Annotated in this window: 15 protein-coding genes; 11 read left to right on the forward strand and 4 right to left on the reverse strand. The window is 34.4% G+C overall.

The genetic code is table 11. From position 1 onward, the window contains the following. The first annotated feature begins 177 nt into the window (after positions 1–177). Positions 178–876: a response regulator transcription factor gene (locus tag NYE52_RS05140; protein ID WP_341192072.1), complete on the forward strand. Its 699-nt coding sequence runs from the start codon at positions 178–180 to the stop codon at positions 874–876. Between the two features lie 206 nt (positions 877–1,082). On the opposite strand, the gene NYE52_RS05145 is transcribed toward NYE52_RS05140, so the two are convergent. The 3 genes from NYE52_RS05145 to NYE52_RS05155 all read right to left on the reverse strand — a co-directional run bounded on the left by NYE52_RS05145 (position 1,083) and on the right by NYE52_RS05155 (position 4,929). Then, positions 1,083–2,459: a hemolysin family protein gene (locus NYE52_RS05145; protein ID WP_341192073.1), complete on the reverse strand. Its 1,377-nt coding sequence runs from the start codon at positions 2,457–2,459 to the stop codon at positions 1,083–1,085. 454 nt (positions 2,460–2,913) lie between these two features. Further along, positions 2,914–4,221: a hemolysin family protein gene (locus NYE52_RS05150; protein ID WP_341192074.1), complete on the reverse strand. Its 1,308-nt coding sequence runs from the start codon at positions 4,219–4,221 to the stop codon at positions 2,914–2,916. A 159-nt stretch (positions 4,222–4,380) separates the two neighbouring features. Beyond that, positions 4,381–4,929, reverse strand: a complete 549-nt coding sequence (locus tag NYE52_RS05155; protein ID WP_341192075.1) for a GNAT family N-acetyltransferase — start codon at positions 4,927–4,929, stop codon at positions 4,381–4,383. 342 nt (positions 4,930–5,271) lie between these two features. On the opposite strand from NYE52_RS05155, the gene NYE52_RS05160 reads away from it, so the two are divergent. From NYE52_RS05160 to NYE52_RS05185, 6 genes are all read left to right on the forward strand, one after another. Continuing rightward, positions 5,272–6,543, forward strand: a complete 1,272-nt coding sequence (locus NYE52_RS05160; RefSeq protein WP_341192076.1) for a methyl-accepting chemotaxis protein — start codon at positions 5,272–5,274, stop codon at positions 6,541–6,543. 254 nt (positions 6,544–6,797) lie between these two features. Continuing rightward, positions 6,798–7,250: a helix-turn-helix transcriptional regulator gene (locus tag NYE52_RS05165; protein ID WP_341192077.1), complete on the forward strand. Its 453-nt coding sequence runs from the start codon at positions 6,798–6,800 to the stop codon at positions 7,248–7,250. Between the two features lie 175 nt (positions 7,251–7,425). Then, positions 7,426–7,743 carry a hypothetical protein gene (locus NYE52_RS05170; protein ID WP_341192078.1) on the forward strand — a complete coding sequence of 106 codons (318 nt, stop codon included), beginning with the start codon at positions 7,426–7,428 and terminating at the stop codon, positions 7,741–7,743. 3 nt (positions 7,744–7,746) lie between these two features. Beyond that, positions 7,747–9,036, forward strand: coding sequence for an MFS transporter (locus NYE52_RS05175; RefSeq protein WP_341192079.1), 1,290 nt, complete (start codon positions 7,747–7,749; stop codon positions 9,034–9,036). 436 nt (positions 9,037–9,472) lie between these two features. After that, on the forward strand, positions 9,473–11,233 hold the full coding sequence (locus tag NYE52_RS05180; RefSeq protein WP_341192080.1) for an ABC transporter ATP-binding protein: 1,761 nt from the start codon (positions 9,473–9,475) through the stop codon (positions 11,231–11,233). Continuing rightward, positions 11,230–13,242, forward strand: a complete 2,013-nt coding sequence (locus NYE52_RS05185; protein WP_341192081.1) for an ABC transporter ATP-binding protein — start codon at positions 11,230–11,232, stop codon at positions 13,240–13,242. Before NYE52_RS05180 ends, NYE52_RS05185 begins: the two co-directional genes overlap by 4 nt. Before the next feature lie 133 nt (positions 13,243–13,375). On the opposite strand, the gene NYE52_RS05190 is transcribed toward NYE52_RS05185, so the two are convergent. Further along, positions 13,376–14,197: an alpha/beta hydrolase gene (locus NYE52_RS05190; protein WP_341192082.1), complete on the reverse strand. Its 822-nt coding sequence runs from the start codon at positions 14,195–14,197 to the stop codon at positions 13,376–13,378. A 125-nt stretch (positions 14,198–14,322) separates the two neighbouring features. On the opposite strand from NYE52_RS05190, the gene NYE52_RS05195 reads away from it, so the two are divergent. The 4 genes from NYE52_RS05195 (at position 14,323) to NYE52_RS05210 (ending at position 19,222) form a co-directional block, all read left to right on the forward strand. Then, on the forward strand, positions 14,323–15,936 hold the full coding sequence (locus NYE52_RS05195; protein ID WP_341192083.1) for an ABC transporter substrate-binding protein: 1,614 nt from the start codon (positions 14,323–14,325) through the stop codon (positions 15,934–15,936). A 103-nt stretch (positions 15,937–16,039) separates the two neighbouring features. Beyond that, a complete protein-coding gene (locus NYE52_RS05200; protein ID WP_341192084.1) occupies positions 16,040–16,993 on the forward strand; it encodes an iron-hydroxamate ABC transporter substrate-binding protein in 954 nt (317 codons plus the stop codon). Between the two features lie 197 nt (positions 16,994–17,190). After that, a complete protein-coding gene (locus NYE52_RS05205; protein ID WP_341195119.1) occupies positions 17,191–18,204 on the forward strand; it encodes a FecCD family ABC transporter permease in 1,014 nt (337 codons plus the stop codon). Then, positions 18,188–19,222 carry a FecCD family ABC transporter permease gene (locus NYE52_RS05210; protein ID WP_341192085.1) on the forward strand — a complete coding sequence of 345 codons (1,035 nt, stop codon included), beginning with the start codon at positions 18,188–18,190 and terminating at the stop codon, positions 19,220–19,222. Before NYE52_RS05205 ends, NYE52_RS05210 begins: the two co-directional genes overlap by 17 nt. The last annotated feature ends 26 nt before the right edge of the window (positions 19,223–19,248 follow it).

Here is a 19,248-nt window from a genome sequence, read left to right on the forward strand (position 1 = left end):
GGAAGGAATCCCCGCTGATGGAAGCTTCCCTTTTTTTCATTAGTTTATTACAAACGAAAAGGTTTTTATGCAGAAAATGTTTTTTCTTGTTGCTAGTTAAGAGGATATGAAAGTTACTAACAACATCTGCTATAATAGATATAAAAGAAGGTACGCTAGTAAATAGGAAGTGTTAGGATGAAAATACTTGTAATCGAAGATAATGAAAGTGTTTGCTCTATGTTAGAAATGTTTTTCCTTAAGGAAGGGTATGAAGGGAAATTCATTCATAATGGAAAAGAAGCATTAGAATTCTTTTTGGAAAATCAGAACTGGGATACTATCATCATTGATTGGATGTTACCTGGAATGGAAGGTGTTACGATTTGTAGAAGGATTAGAGAGGTTAGTTCTGTTCCGATTATCATGCTCACTGCAAAAGACAGTGAATCAGATCAAGTACTTGGACTTGAAATGGGAGCAGATGATTATGTAACAAAACCATTTAGTCCTTTAACATTAATGGCACGAATTAAAGCTGTGACAAGAAGATATCAAAAAGAAACAACGAATCAAGTAGATGATAAATCTATTGCGACAGAGCATTTTAAAATCAGTAAGGAAACGAGAGAAGTGATATACAATGATCAAGTCCTTACAAATTTGACCCCGAAGGAATTTGATCTGCTCTATTATCTAATTAGTAATCCCAAACAGGTTTTTACTAGGGAGCAGTTATTGGATCGTGTTTGGGGCTATCAGTTTTATGGAGATGAACGAACGGTAGATGTCCATATAAAGCGTTTAAGAAATAAAATCGGTACGAAAGAACAGCCGTTTATTCATACTATCTGGGGCGTCGGCTATAAATTTGATGAATCTAAAGTGAATGATTAAGTTAAAATCTAATTCGTTTCATTGCGCTACAGACACATGAATCGCAGGGGAGCAACTTAAGCCGCCTTGGCTAAAGCCTGTGGGGAATCTCACCAACTTTACTGAAAAAGCCTTTTATAAACTAATTAAAAACCCGGACAACCATTATCACACTATATGATTGTTCGGGTTTGTTTATGGCTGGAATACTTATGTCCCAACGTATATTATGAAACAATTTCTGCTTCAGATGAAGGAGAAGGAATGGCTTGCTTCATCGTAATATGATTTGTTTGTTGTTCTATGGCTGATAGTATTTTTTTTACTTCCACATATTTAATATGATGTTCTTCCATTTCTAAAATCTTAAAGGAATAAGACTCATAGTTAATGATATCCCCTTCAGCTGCTTCATAATTGGAAGTAAGAATCCAGCCGCCCAATGTATCGATTACTTCATCCTTTATGTCTATATGGAGTAAAGTATTAACCTCATTTATTAATACTTTTGCATCCAATATATAGTGATTTTCTTTAATCGTACGAATTGGAGGGATTTCATCACTATCAAATTCATCCCAAATATCGCCAACTATTTCCTCGATAATATCTTCTACAGTAACTAATCCAGATGTTCCCCCATATTCATCCATTAAGATCGCCATATGAATACGATCTTTTTGCATCTTTAATAATAAATCTTGAATAGGATACGTTTCTATTACTCTAATTACTGGTCGTATATAAGGCTCTAGCGTTTTCGTAGTTAAATCCCTTGTTTTTAATAGTTCTGTCATTATTTCTTTGATATTTATCATGCCGATAATATGATCCTTATCCCCATCGGTAATGGGATATCTAGTAAATTGCTCATGCTGTATAAGGTGAAGTAATTCATCTAATGTACTTGATTGTTCAAGTGAAATAATTTCTGTTCGCGGTACCATTATTTCTTTGGCTATACGATCATCAAAATCAAAGATATTATTTACATATTTAAATTCAGATTGATTAATTTCTCCATTTTTATAACTTTCTGAAACAATAATGCGAAGTTCTTCTTCTGTATGAGCTATTTCATGTTCGGAAACAGGCCTTAGTCCAAACAATTTTGTGATGACTCTAGAAGAGCCATTTAATGACCATATAAAGGGAAAAAGTACTTTATAAAATAAGATTAAAGGCTTTGCTACCCATAAAGTGATTTTCTCTGCCTTATGAATGGCGAATGTTTTTGGAGCCAGTTCACCTATTACTACATGCAAAAAAGTAATAAAGGTGAATGCTAAAGAGAAGGATAGAACGGTTATGGCTGTTTCAGGAACATGGATGATTTGAAGCAAAGGTGATAAAAAATGCTGTAAAGTTTCTTCTCCAATCCAGCCAATACCAAGTGCAGTAACGGTTATGCCAAGTTGGCAGGCAGATAAATATTCATCAAGATTACTAGTTACCTTTTTGGCTGAAAGGGCATTTTTATTGCCTTGTACTATAAGCTGATCAATTCTTGAACTACGAACTCTAATAATAGCAAACTCTGAAGCTACAAAAAAAGCAGTCAAAGCAATTAAAATGGCTATTATAACCAAGTTAAATATGTCCAAATAAATTTCCTTATCTCGGTTACCGAGTAAGGAGTCACCTCCTGATTAATTCAGATTAAAAGGATCTAAATCTACATTAAGTAAGCCACTTTTTCAAGTATTGTTTCATTTCCTTATAAACGAGGTATGTTGTATGAGTTAGTATAATAATCGTTTTAAAGAAAGAATTGACATGAAGTTCTTCATTTAGATAAACAATCCCATTATACCACCTCACATTGAGTTAATTTTAATAATAATTATACGGTAAGCCAAACTGTCTAGTCAAACAATGATAGCGTTAACTTTTTTAAATTTTCTGTCTATAGTAAAATATATGAAGAAAAAGGAAAATTCATGTGCCTTATTCACTTGTTGCCTTTTTAAATACAGTGGCAGGAGTACTAGGTTTTACGATGAAACTTTTGTATGGACAAATGTTTCATCGTAGTGATTGAACCAAAGGTAGCTTTTATTAAGTAAGGTGTGAAGGTATTTTTTGAACATCAAAAGTGAAAATATGTTGGCGAATCATTTTATCAATTTTAAATATATATCCGTTATATTCAAGTGTTTCCCCTTTTTTTATATTGGGATTTTGAAATAAGATCCAACCGCCAAGAGTATGAAGCTCCTCTCTATCGATTGCAAGGGATAGTAGCTTGTTTACTTCTGTTAATGGAAGCTTGGAATCAAGAATATAGTGATGATCATTTATTTTTTGAATAAGAGGTGTTTCCTCTTCATCAAACTCATCTCTAATTTCACCAACGATTTCTTCTAAGATATCCTCTGCTGAAATAAGACCAGCAGTACCGCCAAATTCATCATGAAGAATAGCAATAGAGGATCTTTCTTGTTGCATTTTTAATAAAACAGCTTGTATGGGTGTGGCTTCCATTATATGAATAATTGGTTGAGCATAGTCCAATAAAGTTTTATTTTCTACATTATTTTTTATCCAGTCAGTTAGTAGTTGTTTTATATGGATAAAACCAATAATTAAATCTTTATCCTCCTTTTTTGTAAGGGGATATCTAGTATAACGTTCTTTTTGAATGAGATTTATTGCTTCTTCAATCGATAAGTTATCAGATAATGTGACCATTTCTGTTCGTGGAACCATGATCTCATTTGCTAACCGATTATCAAATGCAAATATGCGATTTACATAGTTATATTCAGAAAGACTTATTTCCCCATTTTTATAGCTTTCTTTTAATACAATTTGCAGCTCTTCTTCAGATAATGCGTCATTATTGGCAGTTGGATCTGAGATTCCCCATAATTTAGCTACTTGTCTTGACGATATATTTAAGAGCCAAATAAAGGGATACATAATGTTGTAAAACCAGATAAGTGGTTTACTTACTAATAAGGATACTTTTTCTGTAAGAATAATAGCGACGGACTTTGGGAAAAGCTCTCCGATAACTACATTAATGTATGTAATAATCGAAAAAGAGATAGCAAATGCCAAACCTTGGGATAGAGCAGCAGGAACGTCCAAATTTACCATGAAAGGCTGAATCAACTTTAAAATGGTAGGTTGTCCTAACCAGCCTAGTCCTAAAGACGTAATGGTTATCCCTAATTGGCAGGCCGATAGATAGCTATCAATATTTTCAATGATTTTTTTTACGGTAAGGGCATTTTTATGTCCTTCTTCTACAAGTTGTTCAATCCTTGCAGGCCTTACACGAACGATAGAAAATTCTGTTGCCACAAAAAATGCAGAAAAAGCAGTTAGTATGGCAATTAACAATAGTTGCATTCCAATCATTATTTCTTTCATCACCAATCATTTGTTGTTATCAAAGATGTAGCATCTTTATTATTTATTCCTATTCTAAACCTTTTCCTTCATAAAATAAAATGGGGAGAGAGGGAGAGGATTTAACATTTGTCATCATCCTCATTCTATTATAGTAACTAGCAACATTTAATATTTAGCTGCCCATTCTCTTGCCAGCATGCTATAGGAATATAAATCATGATAATGATCATAAAGAAATTCGCCATCTCTTATAATTCCCTCTTTGATAAAGGAAAGTTTTTCTGGAATTGCTTGGCTTTTTCTATTTCTTACACCGCATTGGATTTCAATTCGGTTAAGTTTTAAATAATAAAAAGCATAATTCAGCATAGCAGCTACAGACTTTGTCATAATGCCATGTCCTTGTGCATCTTCAGCTAAAAAATATCCGATGCTTGCTTTCCGACTAGCCCAATCAATTTGTTGTAAAGTAATCATCCCTACTAGCTTCCCATTAAAAAATATACCTGCATTTAGCTCCGTTTGTTCAGTAAACAGTTTATTCCATAATGGAATAATGGTTTGATATTGATAAGGGGAGGTTATTTGATCTACCCATGGGAGCCATTCCCTTAAATACTTTCTATTTTGATTCACGACTTGAAATAGTTCATTGGAGTCTTTTCCTTCTAACAGTCGCAATCTAATCTGTTGATCTACAAAAATATTAAACAACATCGTTCATCCTTTCTAATTTTCTAAGAAGGAGATATCGTTGTATTTTATGCGAAGAAAAATTTTTGGCTCGCAAACTTATGAAATCTTAAGCTATTAACTGGAAATTAGGCGATTCATAAGGTTAAGATTTCTGAATCGAAAAATTCGCAATAATTTTTATGAAATACAGTAAAAATTGACTAAAAAATAGGTAGAATGTACCGATATTAAGGATATAGAGACATAACTAAGGCATTCTCTGTTGGAAACGCTATTATATGTGAAAGCGTTTTTTGAAATATCAGTGTTTGCGTAGAAATGGCCCCTTAATATGGACGGCGGAAGAGAGGATGTTTCGTAATGAAAAAGAAAGATAGTTTTAAAGTGAAAACGCTCTTTTTAATTAGTTTGCTTATCCTAATTACTACATTAATTAGTGCATTTGTTGGCTTTTATGTCGCAAAAAATGAAAATTTAGAAACAGTAATAATCTTAATATGTGCAGTAGTTATAATTACTGTATTAAGCTCTTTTGTTTTTTATGTACTTATGAAAGGCAAATTTAATGCAATATCCCGCCTGAATGACAAAGTAATTAAGTTGTTGGAGGGACAGCTATCGGTTGAATATAGCTACAAGTCAAAAGATGAAATCGGTCAATTAAGCCATTCTATTAATCAATTACAGGAAAAATTTTCGTTCCTGGTATCAAGCTTAAAAACAGTGAATGAAAATGGACTGGGGCAAGCTAATGACGTTTCGGTTATTGCCGAGGAAACATTGGCAAGTTCAGAGGAAATTGGAAGAGCCATGGCTGAAATTGCTGAAGGCGCCGTTAGTCAAGCGTCCGAATTAGAAGAAGTAAAAAGAGAAATTGGTAGTCTTACTAGTTCGATAGATAATATGGAAGGGAAAAATCTAATCATTAAGCAAGCGACTGAAAATGCCCAAGAAGCATCGCATAATGGTCAAAAGACGATTAATTCGCTGAAAATATGTAATGAGAATGCAAGTAAATCGACAAATGATGTAAGTATTGGAATCAGCAGTCTCTATCAAAAAGTACTAGATATTTCAAAAATCACTTCCACTATTAATAGAATTGCCGAACAAACAAATCTGCTCGCTCTAAATGCAAGTATTGAGGCTGCAAGAGCTGGTGAACACGGGAAAGGCTTCTCGGTTGTAGCGAATGAGGTTCGAAATTTAGCGGAAGAGACAAATTCTGCAACAAAACAAATTCAAGATATGATCCAAAATATTGAAAAAGAAATGGAAAGTACGGTTATGTCCATTTATGAAACGACAAACCAAACAGCAGAATTAGATACAGCTGTTAAGGCGACGGAAAAAGAGTTTATTGCAATTGCAGAAGCTGTTACCAATAGTATTAGAGCAGTTAAAGAAATGACAGGTGAACTAAACCGAGTTGTTGAGCAAAATAATCATATTTCTCGTTCTATTGTTAAAGTCTCGGAAGTATCAGAGTCTGTTGCTGCAGCAGTTGAACAAATTGCATCTAGCACAGATGAACAGACCTCTGCTATTGGAAATGTGGCAAAAACAGCAGAAGTAATGAAGAGCAGTAACGAGGAATTAAAGGATTCATTATCGAACTATAATCTATCATAATGATAAAGCCTTTGTTTCTAATATAGAGAAGCAAAGGCTTTTTTATATAGGTAGAATAGAATGGTGTTTTTCTATAAATAAAGAAAAGTATGCATTATAGTTTTTCTCGTAAAACTATAATGATGATTGTAAGCGAATGAACATTAAATAATTTTGAGTATCTAATAGTTTTAAATTGATATTTATACAAAGGAAGCTTATAATATTTATAGTGGTGTAAAATTACACATAACTAATAAGGGAATGAAGAAACTTTGACTAGAGAAGAAATTATTGAGAGTGTATCAGAAAAGATGAGATTAATACGCACAGAAGCGGGATATACCCAAGATAAGATGGCCGAGGTTATTGGTTTATCAAAAAAGACCTTGGTGCAAATTGAGAAAGGTAGACTATATGCAGGTTGGTCTACTGTAGTAGCAGTTTGCTCGCTTTTTAGAGAGACAGAAACGGTTCGGTTTTTATTCGGCAATGAACCATTAGAGGTATTAGAAACCGTCGCTCGTGATGGGATGGATTATCGAAAAGAAAAAACCTTGGGTGGAAAAGTATGGTGGAGAGAATTAGAAAAAAAGAATGGATTTATTCTGCAACAGAATATTATTAGTCAGCATTTTCGAATTATTGACGAGGACCATTTTCGAATCTTCTCTAGCTTTGAAGAAAAAGAATCAAAAGATCGTTTTAAAGAACTTACCGGCGCATAATAAATCATGCATAATTTAGGCTGTCCTATGAGTGTTAGTTTTTAATGAAAAGACTAACTATTTAACAAGGGCTGCCTATTTTTGTGCTGTTTTTTAGGAAATCACTTATTAATCTTAAAATGAAATTTTTGAATGGGTACATGAGGTGAGGAAAAACAACAAAGGAAAACATTGGTTGAAATGCTATACAGGTTTAAGAGAAGAGCGTCTCAGTTCCCAAAAGACCATCAACGAGGAGGAAAAGGTAACAGAGAGGGGAGCGCTTAACATCAACCAAGCGAAAAAGGGAATCAGTATCGCCCTCAGCCCGGAGTACATTTTCATTACAATCAAAGAGCCAGGCGCTCCCTTTCATAAGGAAGACAATTTGCTATCAGACTTTATAATGGAATTTATTTCCGTCTATAGGCGGAACGAGAAACCATCCCATGTATGTTCATTATCTATAGGAAGAAAGATAGAATTAGCTCATCAACTAAAGGATGAGGGATAATAAATGAAAAAATTCACAGAAATTTTCAAAAACGCGAGCTTCACCAGATTATTTATTGCCAATGTCACATCACAAATGGGGAGTGTTATTGGTTTAACTGCTTTTATGTTTTATATTCTCGATCGTTTCTCGGAGCAGCCAGCATATGCTACGGTTACGGAGTTAATGTTTTCCTTGCCAACGTTAGCAGTATTTTTTCTTGTTGGAGTAGTAGCTGACCGACTAGATCGTCAGAAGATTGCTTATCATTGTGAGATGATTGCAGCAGCCATGTCGCTATGCTTATTAGCAGCAGTTTCTACTGGGTGGATGCCACTGATCTTTTTAACATTATTTATTAGAAGTGCTGTCCAGAAATTCTTTTTTCCTGCAGAACAGGGTATTCTTCAAGGCGTATTAAGAAAAGAGGACTATACAACCGCAGCAGGACTTAATCAATTTGTTAATAGTGTCTTTATGCTATTTGGTAATGCGATTGGTATATTTGTTTATTGGACTTTAGGGGTTTATGGAGCAATATTAGTAGATGTAGTTACTTTAACGATAAGTGGACTTCTTATTAAATCCATGAAACTGAAGGAAAGTGTTCGTCAGCCAAATGGAAAACATTCCATAAAGGATTTAAACATTCGATTTATATGGAATGACTTTATGATTGGTTTAAAGTACATATTGTCAAATAAATTATTAGTGGCATTAATATATGGATTTATTGCCTTTGGAATTGTAAACGGTGGATTTAGTGTGATGCAAGTATTTATTTTGAAATATAAATTGGCTCCTGATAATTATGAACAAGTGTCCATTTATTTAGGAATTGTCTTTGGAGTAGGAGTAATGATTGGCAGCTTCCTTTCTTCTCTTCTTACACAAAAGGTAAAATTATTTAAGCTGATTATAATAGGGGCATTTTATATTGCAATAATGACAATTTTAGCATCTTATGCAACAAATGTAGTTCTCTTTTTAACAATTTGTTTCTTCTTAGCATTAGGGTTACCGATGATAAATATTGCGATTGGTGGATGGATGCCTACAATTATTGAGCCGAAAATGATGGGAAGGGTACAAGGCTGGATTACCCCACTAATGATGCTTTCACAGTCGATTACGCTTGGGATTATATCAATCGGCTATCCTAAATGGTTCTCTATAGAGATTATTTATTGGTTTGTTGGCATATGTTTTCTTATAGTAGGTGGCTATTATAGTTTCGTATTACCAAGATTAGCAAGAGAAAAAGAAGCACAGGAAGAGTTAGCTGGAAAAAAAGAGGTTCAATTGAATTATTAATTTCTTTTGTTTTCGAAATATTTGCAATTGACTTTATAAAAACTACGTGTTAATCTTCTTTTATATTGGAAAATAAATGTAGAGAGGTGGGGTTACCGATGAGAAGATTAAATAGATGTTATTTATTTACAACTTCATATTTTGGTAACCTTCCCCTTTCTTCTCGATAATTTTTTGCACAGAATAGCTGGTTGCCATTATAGGTAACCTGTGTATTTTTCTGTCATCAAGAGATAGGTCGCCTGGTTGCGGCCTGTCTCTTTTTTTTGTGGGAAAATATGGAGTGTGGAAGGGATAAAGCATTTATTTTCTAATGAAATAGTGAGGGAGGAAAAATCAATGATTGTACTAGTTAAAGAAACAAGAAATGCATTAAAGGATCTAGAAAGTGGTTAGTAATAGTAAGCAAGCAGATAGAGAGACAGGGGATGAGTGAATGTTTTCCATTTTTTTTAAATTGAAATGGTTTTTTAAAGAGCATTGGAAGAGTTACACGATAGCGATTATTCTGTTAATTTTTGTCGGATTTATTGAAGTACTGCCGCCAAGAATTTTAGGAATGTTTATCGATGAACTAACGATTGGATCATTAACGAGCAATAAAACAATGATGTATATATTTGTTGTTTCAGGAATCACGATTAGTACGTATATTATCACTTATTTTTGGATGTATAAGCTATTTGGTGGAGCAAATATCTTAGAATTGAAACTAAGAAGCAAATTTATGAATCACCTATTAAAAATGACCCCAACCTTTTTTGAAAAAAATAAAACAGGTGATTTAATGGCAAGAGCAACCAATGATTTAAAGGCAGTGTCGGTTACTGCTGGATTTGGGATTTTAACATTGGTTGATTCTACGATATTTATGCTGACTATTTTAATTACGATGGTCATTACAGTAAGCTGGAAATTAACACTTGCAGCGATTCTTCCACTTCCTATAATGGCAGTAATCATGAAAATATATGGGGAAAGAATTCATAAGCGGTTTATGGAAGCACAAGATGCTTTTGGTGATATGAATGATAGTGTATTACAGTCTATTTCAGGAGTACGCGTGATTCGTGCGTATGTATTAGAAAAAGAAGAAGAAAAACAATTTCATCATTTCACAGAAGATGTATTCAAAAAGAACTTACGTGTTGCTAAAATAGATTCTTTATTCGATCCTACTATACGGATTCTTGTTGGGTTAAGCTATTTAATCGGGCTTGGCTATGGTGCTTATTTAGTATTCCAGCAACAGTTAACGATTGGGCAGCTTGTTACATTTAATGTGTATTTAGGAATGATTGTTTGGCCAATGTTTGCAGTAGGGGAATTAATGAATATCATGCAGCGCGGGAATGCTTCTTTAGATCGGGTGCAGGAAACATTAGATTACAAAGCGGATGTCTTCAGTCCGGAAAGTGGAAATGGAGTGGGGGTTCCAGAAATTATCCAATTAAAGGATGTACGTTTTCAATACCCATCATCTAAACAAGAAAATCTTCATGATGTTTATTTAACAATCAGAAGAGGCGAAACTGTTGGGATCGTTGGTAAAACAGGAAGCGGAAAAACGACAATTATAAAGCAGCTTCTTAGAGAATATCCAAAAGGAGAAGGGAAGCTTGAGATTAACGGGAATAGCATTGATTCCATTGATTTACATACATTAAGAGGTTGGATTGGCTATGTTCCCCAAGATCATGTTCTTTTTTCAAAAACAGTGAGAGAAAATATCTTATTTGGAAAAGAAGGTGCTACCGAAGAGGAATTGGAGGAAGCGATTAGACTTGCTTCTTTTAAACAGGATATAGAAATGCTTCCAGAAGGTTTAGAGACACTTGTGGGGGAAAAAGGAGTCGCGTTGTCTGGCGGACAAAAGCAACGTATATCGATTGCTAGAGCTCTTATCCGTAAACCGGAAATTTTAATATTAGATGATTCTTTATCAGCTGTAGATGCAAAAACAGAGCAAAGGATTATTACGAATATAAAGCAGGAAAGACAAGCGAAAACAACGATTATTACTACCCATCGAATGACAGCTGTTCAGCATGCTGATCATATTATTGTAATGGAAGATGGACATATTACGGAGCATGGGACGCATGAGGAATTAATGAAAAAGAATGGATGGTATAAAGAACAGTATGTAACGCAACAAACGAAAGTGGACACTGGAGAGGTGGAGGTGAAAGCATGACGACAGGAAAACGATTATTTCGCTATGCCTTAAGCTTTAAAGGTATTATTTTTGCAGCATTACTCATGCTGACAATTGCTGTTATCGCCGACCTTGCAGGACCTTTTGTTGCAAAAAAAGTAATCGATGATCATATAACAGGAATTGAGTCCCTTTGGTATCAAACAGAAGCAACTAGCGATGCAGTAGCTTATAACGGGAATTTCTACAAAAAAGCAGCCTATCTAGAAACGGATGACGTAAGGCTAGCAGAGGCTAGAATACTTCAGGTTGGCAGGCAGTTTCTTTTTGTAGATGGAACGATTTCCTTTGATGGAAGTCGACAATTTACGGATGGCATATTAACGATTAGTAGAGAGGGAGAAAGAGCAACCTATCCTGCAACTGCTTTAACTCGTACCGAAGTATTTGATTTTTATAAGCCAGAGATTACACCTATTTTAAAGCTTTTATCTTTTTATTTTGGATTAGTTATTATTTCTGCCATTTTTCAATATGGTCAGCATTATCTATTGCAAAAGTCAGCCAATCGAATTATACAAAAAATGCGAGAAGATGTATTTGCTCAAATTCAACGGTTGCCAATCAAATACTTTGATAATCTACCTGCTGGTAAAGTAGTTGCCAGAGTAACAAATGATACTGAGGCAATTAGGGAGCTATATGTAACCGTTCTTTCGAATTTCTTTTCAAGTGGAATTAATATTATCGGAATTTACATTGCCCTATTTATATTGAATCCGCCACTTGCATCGATATGTTTACTACTTCTTCCCATTTTATATGGATGGATGATTGGCTATCGCAAATTTGCTTCTCGTTATAATCATGTTATTCGTGCCAAAATCAGTGATATTAATGGAATGGTGAACGAATCGATTCAAGGAATGCATATCATTCAGGCATTTGGCAAAGAAAAGCAAACAAGACAAGAATTTGAGCATTTAAATAAGGAGCATTTTCGCTTTCAAAATAAGATGCTTAATTTAAATAGTCTCACTTCTCACAATCTCGTGAATGTATTAAGAAACATTGTATTTGTCGTGTTTATCTGGTATGTTGCTGGTCAATCTTTAACGGCAACAACAGCACTTTCTCTCGGGATGCTCTACGCTTTTGTTGATTATATTAATCGACTCTTTCAACCAGTACAGGGGATTGTCAATCAATTGGCTAATTTAGAGCAAGCCCTTGTTGCAGGGGAACGTGTCTTTGAATTATTAGATGAAGATGGAATAGATGTGAAGGATGTTACACTCGAACGCTATAAAGGGAATGTAACGTTTGATCAAGTAAACTTTGCCTATAAAGAGAATGATTATGTTTTGAAAAATATCTCTTTTGAAGCAAAGCAAGGAGAAACAGTTGCTTTAGTTGGGCACACAGGATCTGGAAAAAGTTCCATTATGAATCTTTTGTTCCGTTTCTATGATATTCAATCAGGGAAGATTACGATAGATGGAAAAGATATTATGTCTATTTCCAAGCAAGATCTTCGCAAATATATGGGGATTGTTCTTCAGGATCCATTTCTCTTTACTGGTACAATTGCCTCCAATGTAACTTTAAATGACCCATCTATATCAAGAGAAACGGTGGAGAAAGCATTAAAGGATGTAGGGGCAGACAGGGTATTAAAGCATTTAGAAAAAGGATACGATGAGCCAGTAATTGAAAAGGGAAGTACGCTTTCCAGCGGGCAAAGACAGCTAATTTCCTTTGCCAGAGCACTTGCTTTTGATCCAGCGATTCTTATTTTAGATGAGGCAACAAGTAGTATCGATACCGAAACAGAACAAATCATTCAACATGCGATGGAAGTACTGAAGGAAGGTAGAACAACCTTTATCATTGCTCACCGGCTATCAACGATTCGGAATGCTGATCAAATTATCGTGCTTGATCATGGTGAGATAATCGAAAAAGGCAACCACGATGAATTGATGGATAGAAAAGGGAAGTATTATCAGATGTACCAACTTCAACAGGGAGAGAGTTTAGTAAGTTAAGGCTTTAGCCGAGAACCATCGTGACTTCAGTCGTGGGTGTTGACTAAGTTAAAGAAATCAATTAAAAGCATTAGATGTACCGAAAGCATACCAAAGTAGTTAATGGCATGCTTTCGGTGTTTTTTTTTGTAAATTAATCTATCTTCTTATCATTCAAAAAGGCAATCGTTTTATTGATAAGTGGTAGGAGGACAGTAAGATGATCTTCATTTTTGAATTCATGAAAGAAGTGCTCGAATGCTTTTCCATGATAATTTGCTAATTTATTAGAGAGAACAATTGCTTTTTGATGCATATTTGTAAAATGTGATTTCTCCTTTTCCCCGACAGTTAGGAGTAATTTACTTGATTCGATCCTGTTTAATCTTTCTGGGAAAACATGTAGCTTTTTTAATAAAGCTTCCTCATTCCAATGAATAGATGGACTACTTGCAATATAATATTGAAAGGAAGAAGGGTTAGTAAATAAGGCAAAAAGAACAAAAAGTCCTCCAAGTGAATGACCAACAATCATTTGCTTTTTTGTGTTTATAGGAATGTTCTGTTCCACAATCGGTTTTAATTTTTCCTCCAAAAAGAATAGAAAATTTTCGCCGCCACCATGGGGAGGCCATTCAGCTCCTTGGGGGTTTTTAGGAAGTTTTTTTTGATCAGAATCAAACGTAAAGTCGAGATATCTTTCCGTGCTATATGGCTCAGTCGTTTCATAGCCTATTCCAATGAGTACAGCAGGATGCATGCCTGTTTTTGCTGATGTTTTAGTCTGTAAACGAATATTTTCTACAAAGCTTCCAAAGTTAGCATTCCCATCCAAAAGATAAATGACAGGAAATCCATTTTGGGGAGTAGGAGTATTCGGGATATAAACAAAAATTTTATACAGTCTATTGTCCTTGCTTGGACATGTCCAAATTTCTGTATTTGGAATATAAAAGTTCTCTTTCGATTTAATCAAAGGGCATCTCCACCTATTTCATTGTATATAGTAATTTGGTAAAATAGATGATAATGATTATCAATATTAATTAGGTAAGTATATTGTATATGTAATAAGAGGAAATAACAAGAGAGGAATAAGTGATGCTTACTAATTGGGAGAATTTCGAAATAAACTATTGCCAAATAGAACGATTATATGAAAAAAATCTAGATAGAATTTTATCGACTAGTCATATATTTATTTATATTACTAGTGGAGAGGGCTTGTTATCTATTGATACAGATACCTTTCTATTCAGTAAAGGGGATTTATTGTTTATACCAGCAGAATGTACATATCATCTTCAATTTAAAACAATTAGCTCTGTTGATTATTATTTTCTGCAATTTCAGTTATATCAGGCGCAAGAGGTTAGTGCAGATATGTATAAAAGAGTGAAATTAAAAAAAGACAGTAATTTCCTAAATTTATTTGTTTTACAGTCAGTTGAAAAGGTTCAAACGTTGATGGATGAACTGTTAAAGCTAGAGCGTGATGAATTAACGGATAGTTATTTTCTAAAAAAGGCAAAACTCTCCATGATTTTTCACTATTTTATGATTAATCAGCATGAAAATGATTCCGTGGATACAATCATTGCTATTGAAGAAACAAAAAAGTATATAGAAAACCATTATGGTGAAGCAATTTCTACCGCTTTATTAGCAAAGAAGGCAGGGTTGAGCCCCAAATACTATTCACAGCTTTTTAAAAAAGAGTATGGAATAGGCGTGCATGATTTTCTTACAGAAATTCGAATAGGAAAAGCGAAGGAGTTACTAGTTAAAACATCTGACAGCTTACGAGCAATTTCTGCCAGTGTTGGTTATGCAGATGAATTTTATTTAAGCAGAGTTTTTAAAAAGATAGTAGGAGTGCCTCCAACCAATTATAGGAGAAAGCGAGAATTACGGATTGCATCTTATGATTTTTCTACAACTGGGCATTTGTTAGCACTTCATATTATTCCATACGCAGCACCCCTTCATCCAAAATGGACCAGTTATTATTACCAGCATTTTCGCGATGATATATTGCTTCATTTAAATGCCTTTAAGATTCATTCTGATTGGGAAAGTAATATACAGAAACTTTCTAAAGACAAACCAGATAAAATCATTGCAAAACAGGATATATCAGATATAGAGAAGCAAGCACTTGAAAAGATTGCTCCAGTTTACTATTATCATTTCAAAAATCGCAGCTGGAAAAATCAATTGCTCGAGATAGCTTCATACATAAATTGTGAAATGGATGCGAAGAACTTTCTAAAAATCTATGAAGTTAAGGTGGAGGAAACGAGAAAACTTCTAAAGGAGAAATTGGAGAAAGAGGTAGTCTTAGTAGTAAGTCTTTTTAAAAATACATTAGTGCTTAATCGTTCTCAAACAGCTATTGACATCGTTTATCAGGATTTAGGCTTTTCTTCTGCACAGCCAAAAGAAGATATCCAATTAAATGAAACAATTACACTTTCCTATTTAGTTCGTTTAAATCCAACGTATTTATTTTTAAATATTCGACAGGATCTGGACACGATTAATTATTGGCAGAAGCTGAAGTGTTCAAGGGAATGGAATCGAATAACAGCTATTAAGAATAAAAAGGTTGCCTTTATTCAATCAGATCCATGGCATGAGTATTCTGCAAGCTCCCATTTAAGAGTTCTTTACAATATCCAAGAATGGATGATGGAAAAAGTACAAGCATATTAATGGAAATTATCCATGTCCTTCTTTGATAGGTTTTCAGTATAATTCTAATTGATAAAGGTTATCAATATCAATTAGGATTAAATAGAGAAAGGAAAGAACGTATATGAAAAGGAATTTATTTTTTATCTTCTTATCTGCTTTATTATTGTTAACAGCTTGTAGTGAAAAAGGGGAGCAAAATACATCAGCTATAAAAGATAACAAGGAAGAGGAACAAAGCTCAACTCAAGAAATTACCTATTTAGGTGAAAAATATGAAATACCTGCCAATGTAGAAACAATTGTAACAGCAAGCCAAGAGGCAATGGAAGATGCTGCAATTCTTGGCATTAAACCCGCGGGAGCAATAGCAACTGCTGGAGAATTTCCTGCTTATTTAGGTGATTCTATGTCAGAAGCAGAGCAAATCGGCGAAAAAACACAGCCCAGTGTAGAAAAATTACTGCAAATTAAACCAGATGTAATACTAGGGACAAGTAAATTTCAACCAGAAGTAGCGGAAAGTTTAAATAAAGTAGCACCAATGATTCCAGTATCTCATATTTCAACAAACTGGAAAGATAACCTCCTATTATTAGGCGAGCTATCTAACGAAACAGATAAGGCAGAATCTATCATCGCAGATTATGAAAAAAATGTTACAGAGACAAAAGAAAAGCTTCAAGGCGAGCTTTCTGATAAAGAAGTTGTCATGTTGAGATTAAGAGGCGGAAGTTTATATGTATATCCTGAAACGGTATATTTTAATCCCGTTCTATACACAGATCTAGGACTAGACGTTCCAGATGAAGTAAAAGCAGCAAAAGTGCAAGAAATGATTTCATTAGAAAAATTAGCAGAGATGAATCCTGATTACCTATTTATTCAATTTGAAGAATCAGAAAATGCTGAGAGACCGACTGCCTTAGCTGATTTGGAGAATAATTCTATCTGGAAAAGCTTAGATGCGGTCAAAAATAATCAAGTCTATGAAAATGTTGTCGATCCAATGGCAGCAGGAGGGACTGCATGGAGTAAAACAACCTTCCTGACAGCCTTTACTGAATTATTTAAATAAGAAGCAAGAAATTGACTTGAAAAAGTTCATCCCGCAGTAATGGAGTCTTAGTCTTATCTAAATGTAGTGATTGGATTGCCTAATGCTGCGGGGAATAGCAAAAACAGCCATTCATATAAAAAGGAGACGAAGGAAAGTGCTGATAAATAATTTTTGTCTTAGGGATATACAGGCAGCTGGGTTAGACAATGGCAAACATGGATAGAGAGAAAGTAAGTGCTTATGCCATTATATATAGTTCTCCTTTTTTATGTACAATAGTTATTCTTTTATCTATTTCATTAGGCACAATGAATATTTCGTTTCAAGAAATATACAATGCGTTTTTTTTATTTGATCCAGAAAATGTACAGCAAATCATTATTCGGACTGCAAGATTTCCAAGAGCGGTAGGAACATTGCTGATAGGTGGTCTTTTGGCAATGTCAGGTGCTATGATGCAAGGCATGACAAGAAATTATTTAGCATCTCCATCGATAATGGGAGTTTCTGATGGCGCAGCCTTTATGATAACGTTAGCTTTTGTGTTTTTCCCAAGTATGACTTCCGTTCAAATGCTAGCTTTATCTTTTCTTGGATCGGCTTTGGGAGTATTTCTTGTATTGGGGTTAGCTTCTGTTATAAAAAATGGTTTTTCTCCTTTAAGACTTGCTATTATTGGCACAGTTTTTGGGTCATTTTTAAGCAGTTTATCTTCTGCGATTGCCTCCTATTTTCAAGTATCTCAAAATATGAGCTTCTGGTATAATGCCCGCTTGCATCAGCTGAATAATGAGTTATTGCTTCTATGCATTCCTTTGGCGATTGTTGGAATAATTATGGCGCTATCTCTTTCTAAATCGATTGCTATTCTATCTTTAGGAAAAGAAGTTGCTACATCCCTTGGTCAGAGAACTTTCATCATTCAAATGTTAACAATGGTGGCAGTAGTTGTGATGACAGGCATTTCTGTATCACTAGCAGGAAAAATTGGGTTTGTTGGCTTAATCATTCCACATATAACAAGAATGATTGTTGGTGTTGATTATAAAAAAATTATTCCTTGCTCTGGAATATTAGGGGGGCTATTTTTAGTTGTTTGTGATACTTTCAGTCGATTCATCAACTATCCCTTTGAATCGCCAATTGGCATCGTAACAGCATTTCTAGGTGTTCCTTTCTTCTTATATTTAATTAAAACGAAGGGGGGAGGGAATGAGCAACGTGGATAAAGAGAAAAAAAGAACGTTAATTTCTCAGTATGTTTTGATTGGATTAATTTTCCTCTTTGTTTTTATCAGTTTATCTACTGGAGAGTATATTTTATCTTTTCAAGATATAGTAAGAAGTATTTTTCGATATCATTCAGCTAGCGATACAGATCTTGTATTATTTGAATTTAGATTACCAAGGATTATTTTAGCTGTTTTAGTTGGGTTTGGATTAGGAATTGCAGGCTCCATCTTACAGAGCATAACAAAGAATGGACTTGCAGATCCCGGCATCTTAGGGATCAATAGTGGGGCTGGAGCTGCGATTGTTGCCTATATGTTTTTCTTTCAAGGGATATACCATATGAATACGGATAGTTTGTGGATTGTTTTAACCATACCGCTTATCGGGTTACTTGGCGGGTTTTTAGCTGCATTTATTATTTTCTTATTGGCAAAGGATAGAGAAAGACTTGATTCCCAAAAACTTATTTTAACGGGAATTGCCATTAATTCTGGCTTTGGTTCTTTAGCAATGTATATGTCCTTAAAAATGAAAGCGCAGGACTTTGAAATGGCGTCTGTATGGCTAAATGGAAGTATTTATAATGCTAATTGGCAATTTATCCTTTCTGTATTGCCATGGTTTTTATTCATTATTCCACTTGTTATGCGTAAAGCATATTCTCTTGATTTATTTCAATTACAGGAAACGGTAATGATAGGTTTGGGAGTCAAAGTAGAAAAAGAAAAGTGGCTGCTATTATTATGTGCTGTTGGCATTATTGGAGCCTGCGTATCTGTTTCGGGAAGTATTGGATTTATTGGATTAATGTCCCCTCATATAGCAAGGCTTCTTGTTGGTCAAAAGCATCGGAACTCTCTTATTGTTTGCGGATTGCTTGGTAGTCTTCTCATGCTAATAGCAGATTTCATAGGTAGAACGATAGTATCACCAGCAGAAATTTCAGCTGGAATCATATTAAGCATTATTGGAGCTCCATATTTTGTTTATTTGTTAGTAAAAGCAAGAGTTTAGTTTTGTTTTTAGCTGCAAATTAAATT

It is taken from the genome of Niallia sp. FSL W8-0635, from assembly GCF_038007965.1.
Taxonomy (GTDB): Bacteria; Bacillota; Bacilli; order Bacillales; family Cytobacillaceae; genus Niallia.